At 73.7% G+C, this 22,459-nt stretch carries 22 protein-coding genes; 16 read left to right on the forward strand and 6 right to left on the reverse strand.

Features of this window, described 5'->3' with window-relative positions; genetic code table 11:
• Window positions 1-15: 15 nt before the first annotated feature.
• Entirely contained in the window at window positions 16-1,350 is a 1,335-nt protein-coding gene (locus ACYVP9_RS09420) for an MFS transporter (protein WP_460604528.1), read from the reverse strand.
• Window positions 1,347-1,901: a MarR family transcriptional regulator gene (locus ACYVP9_RS09425; RefSeq protein WP_460604529.1), complete on the reverse strand. Its 555-nt coding sequence runs from the start codon at window positions 1,899-1,901 to the stop codon at window positions 1,347-1,349. The genes ACYVP9_RS09420 and ACYVP9_RS09425 overlap by 4 nt, the downstream gene beginning before the upstream one ends.
• 68 nt (window positions 1,902-1,969) lie before the next feature.
• On the opposite strand from ACYVP9_RS09425, the gene ACYVP9_RS09430 reads away from it, so the two are divergent.
• Window positions 1,970-2,218, forward strand: coding sequence for a DUF2530 domain-containing protein (locus ACYVP9_RS09430; protein ID WP_460604530.1), 249 nt, complete (start codon window positions 1,970-1,972; stop codon window positions 2,216-2,218).
• A gap of 3 nt (window positions 2,219-2,221) precedes the next feature.
• On the opposite strand, the gene ACYVP9_RS09435 is transcribed toward ACYVP9_RS09430, so the two are convergent.
• The gene (locus ACYVP9_RS09435) at window positions 2,222-3,034 is read right to left on the reverse strand and encodes a DUF3027 domain-containing protein (protein ID WP_460604531.1); all 813 of its coding nucleotides are present in this window, start codon (window positions 3,032-3,034) and stop codon (window positions 2,222-2,224) included.
• Between the two features lie 77 nt (window positions 3,035-3,111).
• Here ACYVP9_RS09435 and ACYVP9_RS09440 point away from each other — a divergent pair, with 77 nt between their 5' ends.
• The 3 genes from ACYVP9_RS09440 to ACYVP9_RS09450 are packed head-to-tail and all read left to right on the forward strand — an operon-like array spanning window position 3,112 to window position 6,544.
• A complete protein-coding gene (locus ACYVP9_RS09440; RefSeq protein ID WP_460604532.1) occupies window positions 3,112-5,088 on the forward strand; it encodes an MFS transporter in 1,977 nt (658 codons plus the stop codon).
• Between the two features lie 17 nt (window positions 5,089-5,105).
• Window positions 5,106-5,732 carry a nucleoside phosphorylase-I family protein gene (gene mqnB / locus ACYVP9_RS09445; protein ID WP_460604533.1) on the forward strand — a complete coding sequence of 209 codons (627 nt, stop codon included), beginning with the start codon at window positions 5,106-5,108 and terminating at the stop codon, window positions 5,730-5,732.
• On the forward strand, window positions 5,729-6,544 hold the full coding sequence (locus ACYVP9_RS09450; RefSeq protein ID WP_460604534.1) for a 1,4-dihydroxy-6-naphthoate synthase: 816 nt from the start codon (window positions 5,729-5,731) through the stop codon (window positions 6,542-6,544). The genes mqnB and ACYVP9_RS09450 overlap by 4 nt, the downstream gene beginning before the upstream one ends.
• Here the strand turns inward: ACYVP9_RS09450 and ACYVP9_RS09455 are convergent.
• Window positions 6,541-6,924 carry a cold-shock protein gene (locus tag ACYVP9_RS09455; protein ID WP_460604535.1) on the reverse strand — a complete coding sequence of 128 codons (384 nt, stop codon included), beginning with the start codon at window positions 6,922-6,924 and terminating at the stop codon, window positions 6,541-6,543. The genes ACYVP9_RS09450 and ACYVP9_RS09455 overlap by 4 nt on opposite strands.
• 215 nt (window positions 6,925-7,139) lie before the next feature.
• Between ACYVP9_RS09455 and ACYVP9_RS09460 the strand changes: the two genes are divergently transcribed.
• Genes ACYVP9_RS09460 through ACYVP9_RS09475 form a run of 4 tightly spaced genes read left to right on the forward strand, consistent with a single transcriptional unit; the run spans window position 7,140 to window position 11,564 of the window.
• Entirely contained in the window at window positions 7,140-7,343 is a 204-nt protein-coding gene (locus ACYVP9_RS09460; RefSeq protein ID WP_460604536.1) for a hypothetical protein, read from the forward strand.
• Between the two features lie 20 nt (window positions 7,344-7,363).
• Window positions 7,364-9,748 (forward strand): helicase-associated domain-containing protein, encoded by a 2,385-nt coding sequence (locus tag ACYVP9_RS09465; RefSeq protein WP_460604537.1) that lies wholly within the window; start codon window positions 7,364-7,366, stop codon window positions 9,746-9,748.
• Window positions 9,745-10,914: a sensor histidine kinase gene (locus ACYVP9_RS09470; RefSeq protein ID WP_460604538.1), complete on the forward strand. Its 1,170-nt coding sequence runs from the start codon at window positions 9,745-9,747 to the stop codon at window positions 10,912-10,914. Before ACYVP9_RS09465 ends, ACYVP9_RS09470 begins: the two co-directional genes overlap by 4 nt.
• A complete protein-coding gene (locus tag ACYVP9_RS09475; protein WP_460604539.1) occupies window positions 10,911-11,564 on the forward strand; it encodes a response regulator transcription factor in 654 nt (217 codons plus the stop codon). The genes ACYVP9_RS09470 and ACYVP9_RS09475 overlap by 4 nt, the downstream gene beginning before the upstream one ends.
• 118 nt (window positions 11,565-11,682) lie before the next feature.
• Here ACYVP9_RS09475 and ACYVP9_RS09480 read toward each other — a convergent pair whose 3' ends face one another.
• Window positions 11,683-12,213, reverse strand: coding sequence for a hypothetical protein (locus ACYVP9_RS09480; protein ID WP_460604540.1), 531 nt, complete (start codon window positions 12,211-12,213; stop codon window positions 11,683-11,685).
• Between the two features lie 139 nt (window positions 12,214-12,352).
• Between ACYVP9_RS09480 and ACYVP9_RS09485 the strand changes: the two genes are divergently transcribed.
• Window positions 12,353-14,002: a DEAD/DEAH box helicase gene (locus ACYVP9_RS09485; RefSeq protein ID WP_460604541.1), complete on the forward strand. Its 1,650-nt coding sequence runs from the start codon at window positions 12,353-12,355 to the stop codon at window positions 14,000-14,002.
• A gap of 113 nt (window positions 14,003-14,115) precedes the next feature.
• Here ACYVP9_RS09485 and ACYVP9_RS09490 read toward each other — a convergent pair whose 3' ends face one another.
• Window positions 14,116-14,787 carry an NUDIX hydrolase gene (locus ACYVP9_RS09490; RefSeq protein ID WP_460604542.1) on the reverse strand — a complete coding sequence of 224 codons (672 nt, stop codon included), beginning with the start codon at window positions 14,785-14,787 and terminating at the stop codon, window positions 14,116-14,118.
• An 85-nt stretch (window positions 14,788-14,872) separates the two neighbouring features.
• Between ACYVP9_RS09490 and ACYVP9_RS09495 the strand changes: the two genes are divergently transcribed.
• The 7 genes from ACYVP9_RS09495 to ACYVP9_RS09525 all read left to right on the forward strand — a co-directional run bounded on the left by ACYVP9_RS09495 (window position 14,873) and on the right by ACYVP9_RS09525 (window position 22,429).
• A complete protein-coding gene (locus ACYVP9_RS09495; RefSeq protein WP_460604543.1) occupies window positions 14,873-15,850 on the forward strand; it encodes an SPFH domain-containing protein in 978 nt (325 codons plus the stop codon).
• On the forward strand, window positions 15,847-16,716 hold the full coding sequence (locus ACYVP9_RS09500; RefSeq protein ID WP_460604544.1) for an NAD(+)/NADH kinase: 870 nt from the start codon (window positions 15,847-15,849) through the stop codon (window positions 16,714-16,716). Before ACYVP9_RS09495 ends, ACYVP9_RS09500 begins: the two co-directional genes overlap by 4 nt.
• A gap of 4 nt (window positions 16,717-16,720) precedes the next feature.
• On the forward strand, window positions 16,721-18,253 hold the full coding sequence (locus tag ACYVP9_RS09505) for a class I SAM-dependent methyltransferase (protein ID WP_460604545.1): 1,533 nt from the start codon (window positions 16,721-16,723) through the stop codon (window positions 18,251-18,253).
• A complete protein-coding gene (locus ACYVP9_RS09510; protein ID WP_460604546.1) occupies window positions 18,250-18,771 on the forward strand; it encodes a DinB family protein in 522 nt (173 codons plus the stop codon). Before ACYVP9_RS09505 ends, ACYVP9_RS09510 begins: the two co-directional genes overlap by 4 nt.
• 30 nt (window positions 18,772-18,801) lie before the next feature.
• Window positions 18,802-19,533 carry a hypothetical protein gene (locus ACYVP9_RS09515; protein ID WP_460604547.1) on the forward strand — a complete coding sequence of 244 codons (732 nt, stop codon included), beginning with the start codon at window positions 18,802-18,804 and terminating at the stop codon, window positions 19,531-19,533.
• A gap of 80 nt (window positions 19,534-19,613) precedes the next feature.
• Entirely contained in the window at window positions 19,614-20,498 is an 885-nt protein-coding gene (locus ACYVP9_RS09520) for a LolA-like protein (protein ID WP_460604548.1), read from the forward strand.
• Window positions 20,499-20,569: 71 nt separating this feature from the next.
• Window positions 20,570-22,429: a Na+/H+ antiporter gene (locus ACYVP9_RS09525; RefSeq protein WP_460604549.1), complete on the forward strand. Its 1,860-nt coding sequence runs from the start codon at window positions 20,570-20,572 to the stop codon at window positions 22,427-22,429.
• Window positions 22,430-22,459: the final 30 nt, after the last annotated feature.

Here is a 22,459-nt window from a genome sequence, read left to right on the forward strand (position 1 = left end):
CGGAGCGTGGATCGGTCAGGACGGGACGCGGACCCGGTCGTGGACGAAACCGGTGAGACGGCCCGGCGTGATGCCGCGGTGCCGCGCGACGGCGGCCGCCAGGCCGACCACGCAGACGAGACAGATGAGCCCGCCGCCGACGAGGCCCCAACGGGGACCTGCCGCTCCGGCCACCCACCCGACGACCGGGGCACCGAAGGGCGTGCCGCCCAGGAAGCACACCAGGTAGAGCGACATGACCCGTCCGCGCATGGTCGGCGCGACGCCGAGCTGCACGTGGGAGTTGGCGGCGGTGGTGACGGACAGCATCGCCAGCCCCGTCGGCACGAGCAGCGCGAAGGTCAGCCAGAACGACGGCATGACACCGGCGAGCACCTCGAACACGCTGAACGCGCCGGCGGCGGTGAGCAGGAACAGCGCGGACGGCCGCCGGGTGCGCCGCGTGGCGACGATCGCGCCCGCGCAGGCTCCCAGCGCCAGCGCCGTCGAGAGCAGGCCGTAGCCGCGGGCGCCCTCGTGGAACACCTGCTTGGCCATGAGCGCGCACGTGATCGCGAAGTTCAGGCCGAAGGTGCCGATGACGAAGATCAGCACCATCGTCAGGACGAGGTCGCGGCGACCGCGGACGTAGGCCAGGCCCTCGCGCAGCTGGCCGCCGGCGCGGGCGACGACCGGCGCCGGGTGCAGTTCGGCGGCCCGCATGGCGGCGAGCGCCGCCAGGACCGCCGCGCTGGACGCCGCGTTCACGAGGAACGCCCACCCGGTGCCCACCGCGGTGATCATGGCGCCGGCGATGGCGGGGCCGAGGACCCGTCCGGCGTTGAAGATCGTGGAGTTGATGGCGACGGCGTTGGTCAGTTCCCGCTTGCCGACCATCTCGACCACGAACGACTGGCGGACGGGCGTGTCGATGGCGGTGACGACGCCGAGCAGACCCGCGAGCACCAGCACGTGCCAGTACGTGACCACGCCGGTGACGTCGAGCAGTCCCAGCAGCAGCGCGACCATCGCCAGCGCCGTCTGCGTGCCGAGCAGCATGCGCCGCTTGTCGTAGCGGTCGGCGAGCACGCCGCCCCACAGGCCGAGCAGCAGCTGTGGCCCGAACTGCAGCGCCGTGACGACGCCGAGCGCGGTGCCGGAGTTCGTGAGCTCGAGGACGAGCCAGTCCTGGGCGACGCGCTGCATCCAGGTTCCGGTCAGCGACACCAGCTGGCCGCCGGCGTACAGGCGGTAGTTGCGGATGCGCAGCGACCGGAACATGCCGACCGGCCCGTCCGCCTGTTCGGAGGTGACCGGCCCCTCGGGTCGGCCGGCGGGCGCTGCGTCGTCGCGCGACGCGAGCGCGGTCACTGTGCGGCCAGCTTGTCCAGGATCGGCACCACCCGGTCGAGCAGGTCACGGTCGGCGGCCGAGAGCGTGGCCAGCCGCCGTGCCATCCATGCGTTGCGCGAGCGCTGCTCGGATTCGAGCAGGTCGCTGCCGGCCCCGGTGATCGAGATGATCACCTGCCGGCCGTCGGTCGGGTGGGGGGAACGGCGCAGGAGGCCGCGGTCCTCGAGGCTCGCGATGACCTTCGTCATCGACGGCGGCTGCACCTTCTCGGACGCGGCGAGGTCGCCGGCGCTCATCGGCCCGTGCGTGTCGAGCGTCCACATGGCCGAGAGCTGGGTGAGCGTGATCGAGGTGTCGACGCGCTGCTGGCGCACCTTGCGGACGAGCCGCAGCAGCGACGGCCGGAGCCGGGCCGCGAGGACGACGGCCGCCTCGTCGGCGGGGGCATCCGTGGGAGCTTCCGTGGGAGCTTCCGTGGGAGCTTCCGTGGGAGCTTCCGTGGGCCCGGGGTCCGACCCGGTCACGGCGGACGGGGCCGCTGTCTCCTCGCGCTCCGCCGTTTCCATCATCGTCGTTAGTTTACCTAACGAATGTGCAGGCGGCCACTCGCGGACGTCCGCTGTGATGGGATGGACGCATGGGCCGCACCCGCACGAGCTCGGAGCACCTGCGCCGTCCGCCGGCCGTGCGGCTCGAGTCGCGGCGCATCGTCGCGGCCGGCACGGCGCTGTTCTTCCTCGCGTTCGTCGCCCTGCTGCCGTTCTGGGGCTGGCTGGGCCGGCACGACCACCGCATCTGGCTCTGGACCGCCCTCGCGGGCTGGCTGCTCGGCCTGCTCGGCTACGCGATCATGACCCGCCACCGCGCCCGCGGACGGACACTGTAGCCCTCAGCGGGACGTGAGCTCGTCGCCGTCGTCGTAGACGACCTCGGCGACCACCGCCAGCGCGGTCCCCGGCTCGCGGGTCCCGGAGTGCGCGCCGCAGCCGTACTCGACGCTCACCACCTGCCCGTCGCTGTCGACCAGCTCGTTGCCGCAGACGCCGAAGCCGGCCGAGAGCGCGCCGGCGAGCGAGACGAAGAACCCGCACGTGCCGCAGCGACCCGGCGCCTGCCGCGCCATCGGCGTGTCCGGGCCGCGATCACCGCTGAACCAGCGCTCGGCGGCCAGCTCGCGCCCGTCGCGGGAGAGCACCTGCTCGCGTCCGACACCGAGCTCGAAGGCGACCTCGTCGGCCTGCGGGTCGCCCGAGAGCGTGTAGGCGGGCACCAGCCGGACGTCGTCGGCAGTGGTCGGCAGCAGGTCGCCGGGGCCGAGGTCGCCCGGACGCACCCGCTCGCTCCACGGCACCCACGTCGGCGCCAGCACCGCGCCGTCGCCCGGCAGCAGCACGACCTCGTCGACCGTCACCGTGCGGCTGCGCGACGCCCGCGCCACCGTCACGGCCCAGAACCAACCGACGTAGCCGGGCAGGCCGGCGGCGAAGGCGTGGGTCACCACCCGGGCGGCCTCGGCGCGGATGCCGATGTGCTCGCCGACCAGCGCGGCGTCACCGTCGGCGGCGTCGACCGCCGCCGCGCGGGCGACGTCGACGGCGGCGGCGCACACGTCGTCGGGCGCGGCGGGCATCGCGAACACCCGTGCGGGGGTGGACGGGTCGGCAGTGTCCGTACCGGGAGCGGGCGTGTCGGACGGGTTCACCCGGCCATCATCCCCGACCGGTCGCGGCGCGGCGCGCACACCCGCCGCGGACGTCACGGTGAGGCAGGATGGAGGGCGTGGCGAGACGGAAGGACGACCGGCGCGGTGGGCGGTTCTCCCGCTCCGGCCACATGTCCTACGGTGCGCGCGACACCGGCGCCGGTCCCGCCCCGGCGGACGAGCGGCGCACCGTCCGCGGCGAGTACCGCGACGAGTACCGCGACGAGTACCGCGGCGCCCGCGCCGACCACGACGAGCGGCACGACCTCCCCGGCGGGTACGGCCCGTCCCGTCCGGACGACGAGCCGCAGGGACACGGCCGTCCGCCCCACCGCCCGACCCGGGAGTACGGCTCCCCGGCGCACGACGAGCGGGTCGAGGCCCACACCCGCCGGTTGCCCGACCTGCCCGAGCAGCGGGCCGCCGACCGCCGCTACGCCGACTACGACCGCCGCCCCGAGACGCACACGTCCTACGGCGCCCCGACGTACCACCGCCCGCCGCCCGGGGGCGCGGCTGCGGGCGGACCGCACGCCGACACCGTCGCCGCGCGCGTCGGCGACCCGGCGGGGTCGCCGACCCGGGTCGACCTCGGCAAGGGCGGCGGCCGCCGTCCCGGCGGCGCCCGCAACCTGGGCAAGGCCACGATCTCCGGCACCGGGCGGGCGGCGCGCACCGTCACGCAGAAGGTCATCACCGCGAGCAAGGCCGACGGCGCCGAGCAGTCGGGCCTGACCGCGCTCATCTGGAACCAGGTGCTCAGCTACGGCACCGACGCGATGGTCACCGTCGCCCTGGCCGGCACCGTCTTCTTCGGCGCGTCCGCCGACGCGCAGCGCGGCAACGTACTGCTCTACCTGCTCGTCACCATGGCGCCGTTCGCCGTCGTCGCCCCCGTCATCGGGCCTGCACTCGACCGGCTCCAGCACGGCCGCCGCTGGACCATGGCCGGCACCGCCGTCGGACGGGCCGTCCTCGCGCTCGTGATGGCGCTGCACCCCACCGAGCTGCTGGTGCTCTACCCGTGCGCGCTCGGCTCGCTGGTGCTGTCCAAGGCGTACGCGGTGCTGCGCGCGGCCGCAGCGCCCCGACTGGTCCCGCCGGGCATGACGCTCACCGAGGCCAACGCCAAGCTGACGATCTTCGGCCTCGGCTCGACCGTCGTGATGGGTGGCGCCGTCGGCGCGATCATCAAGGTCACCGGCAGCTACACGGCCGGTCTCGTGGTCACCGCCGCCGCGTTCGCCGTGTGCGCGTGGTTCGCCTTCAAGCTGCCCCGGCAGGTCGACTCGGCCAACCTCGCGCCGCGCCACCCCGGCGAGCCCGCCCGGCCCCGGCGACAGGCCAAGGTGCCCCCGCTCGCGCGCCTGCACGCCTGGGCACGCCGCGGCTTCGACCCGCACCTCGTCGTCGCGCTGCAGGGCCAGTCGGCGCTGCGGCTGCTGTCGGGCATGTTCACCATCTACCTGGCCTTCTACGTCGAGTCGACGTCGCACGGGTTCACCGGCGTCCTGCAGCTCGCCGGCGTGGTGGGCGGCGCGGGCGCGGGCAACTTCGTCGGCACCGCCATCGGCACGCGGCTCAAGGCCGCCCGACCCGAGATGACGATCATCGTCTCGACGGCGATCGGCGCGGCCGTCTGCATCGTCGGGGCGCTGCTGTTCACGGTGCTCGTCGCCTGCCTCGTGCTGTTCGCCGTGTCCGTCGTCAACGCCCTCGGCAAGATCGCCCTCGACGCCCTCATCCAGCGCGACGTGGCCGAGACGCTGCGCTCCAGCGCGTTCGCGCGGTCCGAGACGTTCCTGCAGCTGGCCTGGGTCCTGGGCGCCGGCCTGGGGGTGGCCCTGCCGAGCACGAGCACGGGCGACGGCATGATCGCCTTCGCGGTCGCGGCCGTCATCACCGTCGCGGTCGCCGTGCTGGTCACGCTGCGCAACCGGGCGACGCGGCGCACGGGTCACGGCTTCGGACCCGACCTGTCGGCGCTCGACCCGCATCTGCGACCGTACGACCCGTCACTGCACGAGCAGGGCGTGCCGCGCAGCTCCGACTGAGCCGGCCCCGAACAGCGTTGGGAAGCACCACGAACCGAACCGACGTCCTCGTCGTCACGGCGGTCGAGGCCGAACGCGACGCGGTCCTCGCGCGGGTCCCGTCCGCCCGGGTGCTCGCCGGAGGCGTCGGGCCCGCGGCCGCCGCGGCGGCGACCTCCCGCGAGCTGGCCGCCCGCGCCGCCGACCTCGTCGTGAGCGCCGGCATCGGCGGGGGTTTCGGCTCGCTCGGCGCCGGGGACGTCGCGGTGGCGACGTCCATCGTGTTCGCCGACCTCGGCGCCGAGACGGCCGACGGCTTCGCCCCGGCGTCCGCGCTGGGGTTCGGAGTCGACACCTATCCCGTGGAGCCGAAGCTCGCCGTCGAGCTGGCCGACCGCACCGGCGGTCGGCTCGGCACCGTCGTCACGGTGGCCACCGTGACCGGCAGCGCTCGCGGCGCCGACGCCCTCACCGGGCGCTTCCCCGACGTGGTCGCCGAGGGCATGGAGGGTGCCGGGGTCGCGGCGGCGGCCGCCCTGGCAGGCGTCGCGGTGGCCGAACTGCGCACGATCAGCAACCCCGTCGGGCCGCGCGACCGCGCGTCCTGGCGCATCGACGAGGCCCTGGCCGCGCTCGGCCGGGCCGTGGCGGAGGTACTGGCATGACAGCGCTTCGGGTGGCGTACTCGCCCTGCCCCAACGACACGTTCGTGTTCCACGCGTGGGCGCACGGCCTCGTCGAGGGAGCGCCCGGCATCGACGTGACGTTCGCCGACATCGACGTCACCAACGACGCCGCCGAGCGCGGCGAGTACGACGTCGTCAAGGTGTCGTACGCGGCCCTGCCCTGGCTGCTCGACGAGTACGAGCTGCTGCCCACCGGCGGGGCGCTCGGGCGCGGTTGCGGACCGCTGGTGCTGGGCCGCGAGCGGCTGCCCGACCTGAACGGCCGCAGCGTGGCGGTGCCCAGCGAGCGCTCGACCGCGTACCTGCTGTTCCGGCTGTGGGCGGCGGGGCAGACCCCGTCGCGCATCGACGTCGTGCCGTTCACCGAGATCATGCCGGCGGTGCGCGACGGCGCCTACGACGCCGGGCTCGTCATCCACGAGGCGCGCTTCACCTACGGCGACTTCGGGCTCACCTGCCTCGCCGACCTCGGCGCCTGGTGGGAGGACGACACCGGCCTGCCCATCCCGCTCGGCGCCATCCTCGCCCGCCGGGGTCTCGACGCCGAGGAGCTCGCCCGCGTCGTGCGCGCGTCCGTCGAGCGGGCGTGGGACGACCCGCAGGCGTCCGCCGGCTACGTCGCCGCCCATGCCGACGAGATGTCACCGGAGGTGCAGCGTCAGCACATCGCGCTGTACGTCAACGAGTTCACCCGCTCGCTGGGCGACGACGGCCGGCAGGCCGTCCGCACGTTGCTGAAGCGGGCGTTCGACGAGGGGCTCGTGCCGGCGGACGTGTCGGCGAGGATCTAGCCCTCGAGGTTGTCGGCGAAGACCCGCAGCAGGCCGGCGATCTTGCGGGCCTCGGCGCGGTCGGGGTAGCGGCCGCGCCGCAGCGTGTTCGACGCGCCGTCGAGCAGCTTGATCAGGTCCTCGACGAGCGGGGCCATCTCCTCGGCCGGCTTGCGCACGTTGCGCACGACCGAGGGCACCGGGTCGAGCAGGCGCACCTGCATCGCCTGGTTGCCCTTGCGGCCGGACACGATGCCGTACTCGACGCGGGTGCCCGGCTTGATCTCCTGCATGCCGTCCGGCAACGCGTCGCGGTGGACGAAGACGTCCTCGCCCTCGTCGTTGGAGAGGAAGCCGAAACCCTTCTCCGCGTTGAAGAACTTCACTTTGCCGGAAGGCACTGGTGCTCCTCGAGATCGTGGAACCGGATCGCGCCCGGCGCCTGCACAGGTCGAGGCACCGCCGTCCGGCGATGCCTCCCCTGACAGGTTACTGAACGGCGGCAGGCGTTTCCCACCCCGAGCGCCCGCGTGATCGCGTCCTGCCGTGCGCCGCCCCGACGCCTGCCGGATAAACTCGAACGTCCGCGTCCGGACGACTTCGCGAGAGGCACGACATGGCCGCCACCACCCCGCGCCTGCCCGAGCAGTACCAGGGCGGCAACGATCACCGCGACGACTTCGTCGTCTCCGAACTGATGTCCGAAGCGGCGGGCGCCCACTCGCCGTTCGGCGACACGGCGTTCCCGGTGCCGCCGCAGACGCTGTTCTACATGCACCCCAACGCCGACGAACGCCCCAACCTCGCAGGCGACAACTGAACCGTCCCGGTTCCGACGACGTGACCGCGACGCCCGCCGCGGGCGAGGGTCCGGACCGGCCGACGACGTTCACCGGGTGGCTGCGCGCGCGCGACGACCGCGACCTGGTGCGCCTGTTCCGGCTGCGTCCCGATCTCGGGCTGCCCGCGCCGGCCGACACGGCGTCGCTGGCCGGGCGGGCCGCGACACGGTCGTCGGTGCAGCGGGCCGTCGACGGTCTCGACGCGCACGCGCTGCGGGCGCTCGAGAACCTGATGCTGGCCGCGGGCGCGGGCGACGACGCGGTCCCCGACGATCCCGACGCGCTCGAGGAGTTGTTCGACCGCGCGCTGATCTGGGGCGACGAGACGCTCGTGCACCTGGTGCCGACCGTGCGCGAGGCCGTCGGGCAGTACCCGGCCGGGCTCGGCCGTCCCGCGGCCGCCCTGCTGCGCACCGCACCCGAGACGCAACTGGCGGCCGCGCTGCGCCACCACGACACCGACGTCGACGGGCTCGCCCGGCTGTTCGCCGACGCCGACTGGCCGGGACGGCAGCTGCGGGAGTCCGACCCGGAGGAGCGCGAGGTGCTCACCCGCCTGGCGGCCGGACCGCCGGTGGGCACCGTCCGGGCGCTGGTCCCGCGCGCCGGGGAGGAAGCGGACGCGCCGCAGCGCCTCGTGGCCCGCGGGGTGCTGCTGCCGATCGGCGGTCAACGGGTCGAGCTGCCCCGCGAGATCGGACGGGCGGTGCGCGCCGAGCAGGCCGCCGACGGCGCCCGACCGGGGCCGGGTCCCGGGTCCGAGCCGCCGGCGATCGAGGTCGTCGAGCGCGAACCCGTCGAGCTCGACCGGGTGGGCACGACCGCCGTGCTCGAGGTCCTGCGGCTGATCGGTTCGCTGGGCGACCACTGGACGTCCCAACCGCCGCCGGTGCTGCGCTCGGGCGGCGTGGGCGTGCGCGAGCTGCGCCGCACCGCCCGTGACCTCGGCGTCGAGGAGGCGGCCGCGGCCACGCTGATCGAGGTCGCGTACGCGGCCGGCCTGCTCAACGCCTCGACCGGCCTCGAACCGGTCTTCCTGCCGACCGGCGAGTTCGACCTGTGGCGCGAGCGGGGCACCGCGACCCGCTGGCTCACCCTCGCCGACGCGTGGTTGACCATGACCCGCCAGCCCAGCCTCGTCGGTGCCCGCGGCGAGCGCGACCGCGTGGTCGGGGCCCTGTCGCCCGATGTCGAGCGCGGCACCGCGCCCGGCCAACGCCGAGCCGCCCTCGACGTCCTCGCCGAGCTGCCGCCGGGGTCCTCGCCCCGCGCGCGCGACGCGGTGCTCGCCCGGCTGGCGTGGCACCAGCCGCGGCGGGCCGCCGCGCAGGCACCCGCCGCCACGGCGGCGCTCGCCGAGGCCGACCTGCTCGGCGTCACCGCTGCGGGGGGCCTCACCGGCTACAGCCGCACCCTGCTGGCCGGCTCCCCCGCCGCCGCCGAGGACGCGCTGCGCCAGGCGCTGCCCGAACCGGTCGACCACTTCCTCGTGCAGCCCGACCTGACCGTCGTGGTGCCGGGGCCGCCCACCCCGCAGCTCGGGCTCGAACTCGACCTGATCGCCGACCTGGAGTCCAGCGGCGGGGCGAGCGTCTACCGCATCACCGACCGCTCGGTGCGGCGGGCGCTCGACGCGGGACGGTCCGGACGCACGCTCACCGCGTTCATCACCCAGCACTCGCGCACGCCGGTGCCGCAGTCGCTGACCTACCTCATCGACGACGCCGCGCGCCGCCACGGCGTGCTGCGGGCCGGCACCGCCGGCGCCTACCTGCGCTGCGACGACACCGCGCTGCTCGCCCGGGTCCTGGCCGAGCGCGCGACCGGCGTGCTGGGGATGCGCCTCATCGCGCCCACCGTCGCCATCGCCACGGCGTCCATCACCGACGTGCTCGCCACGCTGCGCGAGGCCGGGTTCGCCCCGGCCGCCGAGTCGCCCGACGGCGAGCTGATCACCCTCGGCACCGAACCGCCGCGCGCCGGCCCCCGCCCGCCGGCGCGCGTCGGCGCCGGACGCGGTGCCGCGCGGGGCGACGCGCAGCTGGCCGAGCTGGTGCGCCGCGTCCGCTCGGGTGACGCCCTGTCCGGGCGCGACCCGCGGGTGCAGGCCGTGGCCGCGTCCGTCCCCGGCGTCACGTCCGCGGCGACCATGGAGCAGCTGCGCACCGCGGTGCGCGAGGCCCGCCTGGTCTGGTTCGGCTGGGCCGAGGCCGACGGCAGCACCACCGCGCACACGCTGCAGCCGATCTCGCTCGCGGCGGGCACCGTGCGCGGGTACGAGCGGGGCCGACCGGGGCTGGCGTCCTACGCGGTGCACCGCATCACCGCCATCCGGCTGCTGGACGAGGACGACCCGGACGCCGCGGAGCCGGGCGCGTCGTGACCGCGCACCGTCACGCGTCGGATGCCGACTTCGGCATCCTGCCGTCGGACTCGCTGCGCCGGGTGCTGCCCGTCGACCCACTGTGGTGGCGGGTGCCGATGTGGGCGGTCATGACCGGCATCACCGTCGCCGGCGCCCACGGCCTGGTACTGCGCATCGCGGCGGGCGTGCTCATGGGCGCGGGATCGGTGGCACTGCAGTTCGTCCGCCACGACGGGGCGACCGTCCGCGCCGTCGCGCTCTCCGCCGCCACCGGGCTCGGGCTCGCCGCCTGCTTCACGTCCCACACCGGTGTGGCCGAGGTGCTCGTCCTCGTGGCGGTCGCGCGGGCGCCCGCCGCGTTCGAGGGGCGCGCGTTGTCGTGGTTCACCGGCCTGTCCGCGGCCGGGTTCGGTGTCGCGATCGCCGTCATCGCCGACTCGTGGTTCGGGTTGTTCGCCGCGGCGGGGGTCCCGCTGCTCGTGCAACGCTCGGTCGACCAGCGCGACCTGGTGCGCGAGCGCGACCGCGCCACGGCGCTGCTGGTCGAGGCCCAGGCGGCGCGCGAGGCGGCGGAGCAGGCGGCCGCGCTGCAGGAACGCGGTCGCATCGCGCGCGAGATGCACGACGTGCTCGCCCACAGTCTCGCCGGCCTGTCGGTGCAGCTGCAGGCCGCGCGGGCCGTCGCCGCGCGCGAGGGCGCCGGTCCCGAGATCCTCGCGCCCCTCGACACCGCCGCCACCCTCGCCCGCGAGGGACTCCAGGAGGCCCGCGCCGCGGTCGGCACCCTGCGCGACCCCGCCGGGCTCGACCTGGACGCGCTGCCCGCGCTCGTCGCCCGCCAGCCCGGGGACGTCCGGCTGCAGGTCGAGGGCTCCCCGGGCAGCGTCGGCGCCGAGGCCGGCCACGCCGTCTACCGGACCGTGCAGGAGGCGCTCACCAACGCCGTCCGCCACGCCCCCGGCGCCGCCGTGACCGTCCGTCTCGACTGGCGCGACGACCGTCTCGTCGTCGACGTCCTCGACAGCGGACGCACCCGCGACGCCGTCGGCTCGGTCGGCGCCGGCACCGGGCTCGGCCTGGCCGGGATGTCCGAACGGATCGCCGCCGCCGGAGGGACGGTCGAGGCCGGGCCGCACGGCACGGGCTGGCGGGTGCGGGCGAGCGTCCCGCGGGTGGTCGCGTGATCCGGCTCGTGCTGGCCGACGACCAGGCCGTGGTGCGCGACGGGTTGCGGCTGCTGCTGACGGCGAGCGGCGAGGTCGACGTCGTCGCCGCGGTCGGTGACGGTCGCGCCGCGGTCGACGCGGTGGCCGAACACCGTCCCGACGTGGTGCTGCTGGACCTGCGCATGCCCGTGCTCGACGGCGCCGCCGCGACCGCGGAACTCGTCCGCGACCACCCGGGCTCGCCCGTGCTGATCCTCACCACGTACGCCGACGACGACGCCGTGCTGCCCGCGTTGCGGGCCGGGGCGGCGGGCTACCTGACGAAGGACGTCGAGGGCGAGACGCTCGTGCAGGCCGTCCGGGACGTCGCTGCCGGGCGGACGGTGCTCGACGCGGACGTCCAGCGACGGCTGCTGGAGCTGCTGCGCGACGGCGCGCCCACCCCGCCACCTGCCGCCGAACCCGATCTCGGTGGTCTGACCCGCCGCGAGGTCGAGGTGGTGCAACTCGTCGCGCAGGGACTCACGAACGGTCAGGTCGCGCGGCGGCTCGTGCTCAGCGAGGCGACCGTGAAGACGCACCTCAACCACGTCCTCGCCAAGCTGGACGTCGACGGGCGTCCGGGCCTCGTCGCGTGGGCCTGGCGACGGGGCCTGGTGTCGGAGTAGCGCGTCGCCCCGGCTGTCCGGTTCGGTTCCGTCCACCCCACGCCTTCCACGGCGAGTCGGTCGATCATCCGGCCGGATGATCAACCGACTCGCCGTGGGAGGTGGGAGCACGAGCGGGTCAGGCAGCGGCGAGCGTCCGCGTCGGGGCGGTGCGGTGGGCGGCCACGGCACGGCGACCGCGGACGACCAGCAGGCCCGTCCGCACGAACACCTCGCCGAGGGCCATGAGCACGAGGGCGGCGGTCCAGGCCCTGTCGGTGTCGATGCCGTGCTCCATCGACCAGCGGCCCAGCGTCGCCGCGCCGCCGTGGGTCGCCCAGACGACGAAACCGAGCCGGAAGCCCATGCTGGCGACCCACGTGCCGGCGGCGACCCAGCCCGCCTTGACCAGGGCGTACCTGCCGCCGTCCGCGCGGACCCGGGTGGTCAGGCCGCTCAGCACGCCGCAGGCGATGCCGACCGCGGTGAAGCCGGCGATCAGCAGCAGGTTGTTGCCGCCGGACGGGACGCCGTCCAGGTACTTCTGGCCCACGAAGACGCAGAGCCCGAGCGGCAGCAGGACCGCGACGAGGTCCAGGCGGGCCTCGCGGATCTGGCGGAAGACGATGGCGATGAGCGCGATGTCGATGATCCAGTCGGTGATGTCCATGGCGAGAAGACTCGTCCGATCCGTCGCTCGGCGGATCAACCCGACGGTTGACCCCGGGTGGAGATTCCGGACGGGAAGACGGGCGCACCGTCCGCTTGTTTGAGAACATGGACAGTCGCCCCACCGCACGAGGAGTTCCGTGACCGACGGCCCGTTGATCGTTCAGTCCGACAAGACCCTGCTGCTCGAGGTCGACCACCCGCAGGCCGCCGAGGCCCGCGCCGCGATCGCGCCGTTCGCCGAGCTCGAGCGCTCGCCCGAGCACGTCCACACCTACCGGCTGACGCCGCTGGGGTTGTGGAACGCGCGCGCGGCCGGGCACGACGCCGAGCAGGTCGTCGACGCGCTCGTGCGCTTCTCGCGCTACGCCGTGCCGCACGCGCTGCTGGTCGACGTCGCCGACACCATGGACCGCTACGGCCGGCTGCAGCTGGTCAAGCACCCCACCCACGGGCTCGCGCTCGTCAGCCTCGACCGCGCGGTGCTCGAGGAGATCCTGCGGCAGAAGAAGATCGCGCCGATGCTCGGCACGCGCGTCGACGACGACACCGTGCTGGTGCACCCGTCCGAGCGCGGACGGCTCAAGCAGGCGCTGCTCAAGGTCGGCTGGCCTGCGGACGACCTCGCCGGTTACGTCGATGGCGAGGCGCACGAGATCTCGCTGGAGCAGGACGACTGGACGCTGCGCGACTACCAGCAGCAGGCCGCGGACATGTTCTGGGCCGGTGGCTCGGGCGTGGTCGTGCTGCCCTGCGGCGCCGGCAAGACGATGGTCGGCGCGGCCGCCATGGACAAGGCGAAGGCCACCACGCTGATCCTCGTCACCAACACCGTCGCGGGTCGGCAATGGAAGCGCGAGCTGATCGAGCGCACGACGCTGACCGAGGACGAGATCGGTGAGTACAGCGGCGAGAAGAAGGAGATCCGACCCGTCACCATCGCCACCTACCAGGTGATGACGACGCGCCGGAAGGGCGAGTACCGCCACCTCGAGCTGTTCGACTCCCGCGACTGGGGTCTGATCATCTACGACGAGGTGCACCTGCTGCCCGCGCCGATCTTCCGGCTCACCGCCGACCTGCAGTCGCGGCGGCGGCTCGGCCTGACGGCCACGCTGATCCGCGAGGACGGCCGCGAGGGCGACGTCTTCTCGCTCATCGGCCCCAAGCGGTACGACGCGCCGTGGAAGGACATCGAGAACCAGGGCTGGATCGCCCCCGCCGACTGCACCGAGGTGCGGGTCACGCTCACCGACGCCGAGCGCATGGCCTACGCCACCGCCGAGCCCGAGGAGCGTTACAAGCTCGCGGCCACCGCGCGCACCAAGCTGCCCGTCATCCGGACGATCGTCGAGAAGCACCCGGACGAACAGGTGCTCGTGATCGGCGCCTATCTCGACCAGCTCGACGACGTGTCGGCCGAACTCGGCGGCGCACCGATCATCCAGGGTTCGACGCCGACGAAGGAGCGCGAGCGGCTGTACGACGAGTTCCGCCGCGGCGAGCAGCGCGTGCTCGTGGTCAGCAAGGTCGCGAACTTCTCGATCGACCTGCCCGAGGCGGCCGTGGCGATCCAGATGTCCGGCACGTTCGGGTCGCGGCAGGAGGAGGCCCAGCGGCTCGGCCGGGTGCTGCGCCCCAAGGCGGACGGCCGGCAGGCGCACTTCTACACCGTCGTCTCGCGCGACACCCTGGACGCCGAGTACGCCGCCCACCGGCAGCGCTTCCTCGCCGAGCAGGGCTACGCGTACACGATCGTCGACGCCGACGACCTGCTGCGCCCGCTCTGACCCCCCGCTCCCCCTCTCCGCGCTGGTGATCAAGAAGAGGAAAGGCCCGCTCTGACGAGCTCTTCCTCTTCTTGATCACCCGTCGAGAACAGGTCAGACGTGGTCGAGAGCGGTCAGCTGCGCAGGATCGGCGGGAGCAGCAGGTCCGCCGGTCCCCGGCGGAACAGCTCTGCGGGACGTCCGCCGTTGCGGGTGGTGGTCTCACCCGTCGGTTCGAGCAGTCCGCGCACGGACGTCACCTTGCGGTGGAAGTTGCGCGGGTCGAGCGGCGTGCCCCAGACGATCTCGTAGACCCGTCGCAGTTCCGCCACCGTGAACTCGGGGGAACAGAACGCCGTCGCGACCGGGGCGTACTCCAACTTTGCGCGCGCACGCGCAATACCGTCCGCCAGGATCGCGTCGTGGTCGAACGCCAGCCTCCCGACGGACGCGACGGGCGTCCAGCGCGCGTCGGCGGCGTCCGTGCCCGCGACCGGCGACGGCAGGGACGGCGCGAGCGCGAGGTAGGCGACCGTGACCGTCCGCATGCGCGGGTCTCGGCGGGGCGCGCCGTACGAACGCAGCTGCTCGACATGGACGTCCGCGGGTCGCAGGCCGGTCTCCTCCGCGAGTTCGCGGGCGGCCGCCGCGTCGAGGTCCTCGTCCGGACGGACGAACCCGCCCGGCAACGCCCACCGCCCGGCGTAGGGCGCCTCGCCCCGGCGCACGAGCAGCACGCACAGCTCGTCGTCGCGGATCGTCAGCACGACGAGGTCGACGGTGACCGCGAACGGGGGGTGCGCCATGTGACCGACCCTACGTAATCGTCAGCTTGACGACAATCCTCGAGATCGCTTATCGTCATGTTGACGACAACAACGAGGAGGAGTCATGGCCACCGTCACCCGCTACCCCTTCACCCGGCACCTCCGGGTGGGTCCGACCAGCTACGTGCGGCACCTGCGCAACGGCCGCATCACCCACGAGGGTCTCGCCGCCGCGTTCTGGTTCCGGCCGCTGAGCGCCGTGCTCTCGGAGGTCCCCATGGACGACCGCGAGCTGCCGCTGCTGTTCCACGCCCGCACCGCCGACTTCCAGGACGTCACCGTGCAGGCCACGGTCACGTACCGCATCGTCGACGCTGCCGCGGCCACCGCGCGCATCGACTTCGCGATCGACCCGACGACGGGACTGTGGACGGGCACGCCGCTGGAACAGCTGGCCGGGATGCTCACCGAGTCGGCGCAGCAGCACGCGCTCGACCTGCTCGCCGGCGTCAGGCTCGACGCGGCGCTCACCGAGGGCGTCCGCACCGTGCGCGACCGCATCGCCGAGGGACTGCAGAACGACGCGCGCCTCGTCACCACCGGTGTCGCCGTGCTCGACGTCCGCGTGGTCGCCGTCCGTCCGGAGGCCGACGTCGAGCGGGCGCTGCAGACGCCGACGCGCGAGCAGATCCAGCAGGACGCCGACCGAGCGACCTACGAGCGCCGCGCGGTCGCCGTCGAGCGCGAGCGTGCGATCGCCGAGAACGAGCTGCAGAACCAGATCGAGCTCGCCCGCCGCAAGGAACAGCTCGTGACGCAGCAGGGCGCCAACGACCGCCGGCAGGCGGAGGAGACCGCGGCGGCCGACCTCGTCAAGGTGCAGGCCGAGGCGTCGCGCATGCGCGAGCTCTCCGCGGTGCGCGCCGAGGCCACCCGCGACCAGAACGCCGCCGAGATCGAGCCGTACGCCGGCGTCGACCCGCGGGTGCTGCTCGCGCTGGCGATCCGCGACCTGGCCGAGAACCTGCCCAAGATCGAGCACCTCACGGTGACGCCCGACCTGCTGGCCCCGGTGCTGGCCCGGCTCGGGAGCGGGCAGTGAGCCTCGCACCGCGGGTGGTGATCGTGCACCGGCGCACCGAGTACGAGCAGCTGCTGCAACGCCACGGCTCGCGGGGACAGGCGGCGTTCTTCCTCGAGACCCGCGGGCGCGCCATCCACGAGGTCGAGCTGCGCCACGAGGCCGTCGGCGGTGCCCTGGCGACGGTCACGGCGGCGATCCCGCTCGACTGGCGCCGCGGCAGCGTCGAACGTGAGGACCTGTCGCGCTTCCTGTTCGCGCCCGACGACGTCGTGGTCGTCGTCGGGCAGGACGGGCTCGTCGCCAACGTCGCGAAGTACCTCGATGGACAGCCGGTGATCGGCATCGATCCCGAACCCGGACGGAACGCGGGCGTGCTCGTCACCCACCGGCCGGCCGAGATCACGTCTCTGCTGCACCGCCGCGACGAGGTCGAGCACCGCACCATGGTCGCGGCCACCCTGGACGACGGGCAGCGGCTGCTCGCGCTCAACGAGGTGTTCGTCGGCCACCCGTCGCACCAGACCGCCCGCTGGACGCTCACCCTGCCCGACGGACGTCGCGAGGCCCAGGCGTCCTCGGGTCTCATCGCGGCGACCGGCACCGGCGCGACCGGCTGGTGCGCGTCCGCCGCGCTCGAGCGGCACAGCAACCTGGCCATGCCGGCCCCGGACGAGCCCCGCCTCGCGTGGTTCGTGCGCGAGGCGTGGCCCTCGCCGGCGACGGGCACGTCACTGACCGAGGGTGACGCCGACCCGGAGATCACGGTCGCGTCCGACCGGCTCGTCGCCTTCGGCGACGGCATCGAGTCGGACGCGCTCACGCTGAGCTGGGGGCAGACCGTCCGCATCTCCGTCGCGGACCGCACCCTGCACCTCGTACGTTGATGCGGTGCTACGCCACGTGCTGTTCCCCGGACGCCACCACCTGCTGACGCGCTTCCAGGCGCAGTACCTCGCCGACCTGCTGGGCGGGTGGACGACCGACGACGCGGGCGTCGCGCTCACCTTCGCCGACGATGCGGACGTCATCTGGGCCGTGACCAGCGCCAACCACCAGAACACCCGCCGCAACCCGGTCGCCGCGCACCGCCGCGAGGCCGCCATCGAGCAGTTCTCGTGGCGCGAGGGCCTGCGGTCGCTGGTGGTGCCGATCGTCGACGTGCCGCCCACCGACCGGTTCGCGGACATCACGGTGAAGAACGTGCAGCACGCGACCGGCCTCGAGCTGACCCCGGACGACACCGTCGTCGCGTGTTCGACGCCCGCGGTGGCCGCGCTGTACCGGGCGCTCGGGTACCGCATCGCCACGGTCGAGGCGAGCGACGCGTCCGGCCCGCCCACGCCGTGGCACCTGCTCGACCGCCTGGCCGCCGGGGACGACACCTGGCGCCGTGACGCCCATCCCGCGTCGGTCGACGTCGTCGACCGCTACGACCTCGCCGCCCACGTGCGCATGCTCGCCGCCGATCCGGTCGTCAGCAGCGAGGGTTCGCTCACCGACACGCGCGACTACCGCACGTACAGCACGTCGTTCGAGCACGCCGCCCGCCGCAAGTGGGCGCAGGCGCGCCCGTACGTGCGGCCGGGACGCATCGTCGACATCGGCTGCGCGACCGGCGGCATGCTCGAACTCGCCGCCGCCGACGCCGGCCTCGCCGAGTCGGACCTCTACGGCATCGAGGTGGCCCGCCACCTCTACGAGGAGTGCGAGCACAAGAAGGCGCAGGGCGCGTTCGCCAACCCGAACACGTTCTTCCACCAACGCAACGTGCTCGCCGGCGCGGTCTTCCCCGACCGGACGGTCGACACCACCCTCACCTTCGCGCTCACGCACGAGATCTACAGCTACGGCGACGGCGCGCACGACCTGCGTCGCTTCGCCGCCACCATCGCGGCGCAGACCGCCCCCGGCGGGGTGTGGATCAACTCGGACGTCTGCGGCCCGGACGACCCGGACCGCCTGGTACGACTGCGATTTCGCGACGGGGACGTCGGCACACCCGCCGTCGACCTGCGCGCGGTCGACGACCCGAGGACGTACCTCGACACGCTGCCACCCGGCTCGCGCGTGGCCCAGTTCGCGCAGGACTTCCACGGTCCGTTCACCTACGAGGTCGTCGACGAGCGGACGGTCGAGCTCCCGCTGCGCGACGCGATGGAGTTCCTCGAGACCATGAGCTACACCGACAACTGGCTGTCGGAGATGCACGAGACGTTCTGCCACTACTCCTGGAAGGACTGGGTCGCGTTGTCCAACTCACTGGGTCTCGAGGTCGACCCGCGCTCGGGTCCCTGGCGCAACGAGTGGCTCGTCGAGAACGTGTTCGGGCCCGCCGCGGACCTGCTCGACGCGGACGGCGCGCCCCTGCCCTGGCCCGACACCCACGTGCTGCTCGTCGCCGGACGCGGGGCCGAGCAGTGAGCACGCCGGCCGTCCCCGAGCCGGACGGCAAGGACTGGACCTGGACGCTCACGCGCCCGTGCCTCGACTGCGGGTTCGACGCCACCGCCGTCACGCGCCCGGAGGTCCCCGGCCTGACCCGCCGCTACGCCGGCGAACTGGCAGAGCGCGCCGACGACACGGGACGTCCGTCTCCCACCGTCTGGTCGCCGCTCGAGTACGCCTGCCACGTGCGCGACGTCTGCGTGCTGTTCGAGCAGCGGCTCGACCTCATGCTGACCGAGGACGACCCGCTGTTCGCCAACTGGGACCAGGACGAGACCGCCGTCGCCCGGCGCTACTGGGAGGCCGACCCGGCGACCGTCCGCCGGGAGCTCGAGGCGGCGGCGTCCTCGGTCGCGGACGCGTTCGCGGCCGTCGACGGCGACCGGTGGCAGCGTCCGGGGCGCCGCTCGAACGGCTCGGCGTTCACGGTCGAGTCGTTCGCGCGCTACTTCCTGCACGACCTCGCGCATCACGCGTGGGACGTCCGCCGCTGACGACCAGGAACGCCTGGTACGCATGACGACATGCGACGCCTGCTGATCGTCCTCGCCGCCCTGCTCGCGCTCGGTGCGTGCACGTCCGACGGTGGCGGCGGTGCGAAGTCGCCGAGCCCGGCGGCCGGGTCGGGCGATCTCGCCGGACGGGTGGCGGGCGCGGTCGCGCAGCTGAGCTCGGCGCACGTCGCGATCACCGGTACCTACGGTGGTCAGAAGTTCTCGGGGACGGGCGACGAGAAGCTCGACACCGGCGCACTGGAGGGCCTGGCCGCCGACCTCACCCTCGACGGCGTCGGCAGCGCGTCGCTCGTCGTCCTCGGCGACAAGCGCTACGTGAAGCTGCCGCCGGCGCTGGGCGGGTCGAAACCGTGGCTGGTCGTCGACGCGTCGAGCACGAACCTGATCGTGAAGCAGGTCGCGACCTTCGTCGACGTCGCCCTCGCGGTGGGCAACGTCGGCAGCCTCGGTGACGTGGTCACGGCCGCGCGGACGGTGAAGCCCGCGGGCACCGGCAAGGTCGGCGGCGTCGCCGTCACGAGGTACGACCTGGTCGTCGACCCGGCGAAGCTCGGCGGGCTGGGCGGCACGGTCACCGGCGACGTGCCGGTGACGCTCTCGGTCGACGCGCAGAACCGTCCGGTACAGGTGCGCGCCCGTCCGACCGTGGCCGGCTCGAAGGCCGACGCCACCGCGATCTTCTCGAAGTTCGACGCCCCGGTCACCGTCACCGCGCCGCCCGCGGGGCAGATCCAGCGGTGACCTCCGGCAGCTGAGGAGACGGGCACCGGTCCCCGCCCGTCCGACGTGCCGACCGCTCCCGCGCAGGGTACGAACGAGGCATGATCACCCGACGCCTCGGCGCCACCCTCGTCGCGCTGCCCCTCGCCGTGTCCCTCGCCGCCTGCGGCTCCTCGACCACCTCCGGCACCCCGGTCACGACCGGGCCCGCGACCGGCTCGTCGGCACCGTCGTCCGCCCCGTCCTCGGCGCCGTCGTCGGAACCGTCCGGCGGGTCGTCCTCGGTGCTGTCGTCGGACACCGGCTCGGGCGGCTCGGGCGCACCGGCCGACGCGAACCCGGCCGAGCTGGTGGCCACCATGACCGCCGCGCTGAACAAGGTGACCAGTCTGACCTTCCGCAGCGAGACCGGCCTCGCCGGCACGAAGATCACCGGCATCGGCAAGCAGAAGATCTCGAACAGCAAGCTCGTCGCGCTCGACGTGCAGCAGACCCTGCCGACCGGCACCTCGACGATCATCGTCGTCGACGGCGCGAGCTACATCAAGCAGCCGGGCATCCGCACCGACCCGGGCAAGCCGTACCGGCTGATCACCGCGACCAGCAGCGACCCGGTCGTGCGTCAGCTCGCCAAGACGCTCGATCAGACCCTCAACCTCTCGTCCGTCGGCCAGGCCAAGATCTACCTCGACGCGACGAAGTCGATCACCAAGGCCGGCACCGAGAAGATCGACGGCACCGACACGACGCACTACCGGCTCGTCGTCGACGCGGCGAAGATCGGCAAGCTGCTCGGAACCGACATCAGCGCCTCCGGCATCAGCGACATCCCGGTCGACCTGTACCTCGACCCGGACGGACGCCCGGTGCGCACCGACACGTCGGTGACCGCGGGGGGCCAGACCGTGACGAGCTCCTTCCTCATCACCGGCTACAACGTGCCGGTCACCATCACGGCTCCGCCGGCGAGCCAGGTGACCCGCTGACCCTGGTGACGTAACCGTCCTTGCCGTCGCCGGCGGACCACCGTCCGCCGGCGATTCGGCAAGATGGGTCGGTGCACCCCGCGATCGACATCCTCGGCCTCGTCGCCGTCGTCGGAGTCGTCGCGGGTCTCGCCCGCCGCGTCGGCTGGTCCGAACCGCTGGTGCTGGTGGTCGTCGGTATCGGCATCAGCTACATCCCCGGCGTCCTCGAGATCGACCTGACGCCCGATCTCGTCCTGCTCGGGCTGCTGCCACCGCTGCTGTACGCGGCGGCGATCAGGACGAGCCTCGTCGACTTCCGCGCCAACCGGCGGGCCATCCTGCTGCTGTCGGTCGGGCTCGTCGTCTTCTCCACCGTGGCCGTCGGCCTGGTCGCGTGGTGGGTCATCCCGGGCGCCGGCCTGGCGGCGGCGTTCGCCCTCGGCGCCGTGGTCGCCCCGCCCGACGCGGTGGCCGCCACCACCGTCGCGCGTCGCGTCGGCATGCCGCGGCGCATCGTCTCGATCCTCGAGGGCGAGAGCCTCGTCAACGACGCGACCGCCCTGGTCGCGCTCAACACCACGATCGCCGCCATCACCGCCACGGTCACCCCCGGCGAGGTCGCCTGGGACTTCGTCGTCGCGGCCGGCGGCGGCGTGCTCATCGGCGTCGTGGTCGCGCTGGTGCTGGGGTTCGTCCGCAAGCGCATCGACGACCCGGTGCTCGACACCACGCTGTCGTTCGCGGCGCCGTACGTCGCCTTCCTGCCCGCCGAGGAGATCCACGCCTCGGGGGTCCTCGCCGTCGTGGTCGCCGGCCTGCTCCTCGGCCACAACGCCCCGAAGCTGCAGACCGCGAGCAGCCGCATCGCCGAGAACATCAACTGGCGCACGGTGCAGTTCCTGCTCGAGAACGTCGTGTTCCTGCTCATCGGCCTGCAGGTGCGGCGCCTCGTCGACGACGTCCGCAGCGACCACTCAGACCTCGGGCCGGTCATCTGGACCTGTGTCGTCGTCCTCGTGACGACGATCGTCGTCCGCATCGTGTGGATGTTCGCCTCGACCGCGACCATCAAGCTGCTGGGGGCCAACCCGTGGTCGTGGCAGGCGGCCACGGCCGTCTCGTGGGCGGGCATGCGCGGTGTCGTGACGTTGGCGGCCGTGTTCCTGCTGCCCGCCGAGACCCCGGAACGGTCACTGCTCGTCGTGGCCGCGTTCGTCGTCGTGGCGGGGACGCTGCTGATCCAGGGGCTCACGCTGCCGTGGCTGGTGCGACGGCTGAAGCTGCCCGCGCCGGACCCCGCCGAGGACGCCCTGCAGAGCGCGCAGCTGGTGCAGGCCGCCACCCAGGCGGGCCTCGCCGCGCTCGACGAGGTCGCGTCCGAGGACGACGCCGACGAGGTGCTCGAGGAACTACGGGCCCGGGCCAACGCCCGCAGCAACCGTATGTGGGAGCAGCTCGGACGCTCGCACGCCGAGCTCGAGCCCCCCGCCGCCGCCTACCGGCGGCTGCGGCTGCAGATGCTGTCGGCCGAGCGCGGGTCGATCCTCGAGGCCCGCGACCGCGGGGTCTACGACGACGAGGTGCTGCGGCGGGCGCTGCAGGCCATCGACCTCGAGGAGTCGCTGCTCGACCGGGTGGCCGACGCCGCCGCCCGGCTCGACGACGAGCTCATGACGCACGAGAAGCGCGCCGGCGACTGCGAGCACCTGCAGGACGCGCCGCGGTTCGTCGAGCCGACCACCCCGAACGGGTGCGAGGAGTGCCTGCGGGACGGCACCCACTGGGTGCACCTGCGGCTGTGCCTGACCTGCGGGCACGTCGGCTGCTGCGACTCGTCCGTCGGCAAGCACGCCGCGGCGCACTTCCACGACACCGACCACCCGGTCATGCGCTCGATCGAACCGGGCGAGGCCTGGCGCTGGTGCTTCGTGGACGAGCAGCTCGGCTGATTTCCCGACGCGTCCCTTTCGCGCCGTTTT

The sequence above is a fragment of the Jatrophihabitans fulvus genome (genome assembly GCF_054781375.1).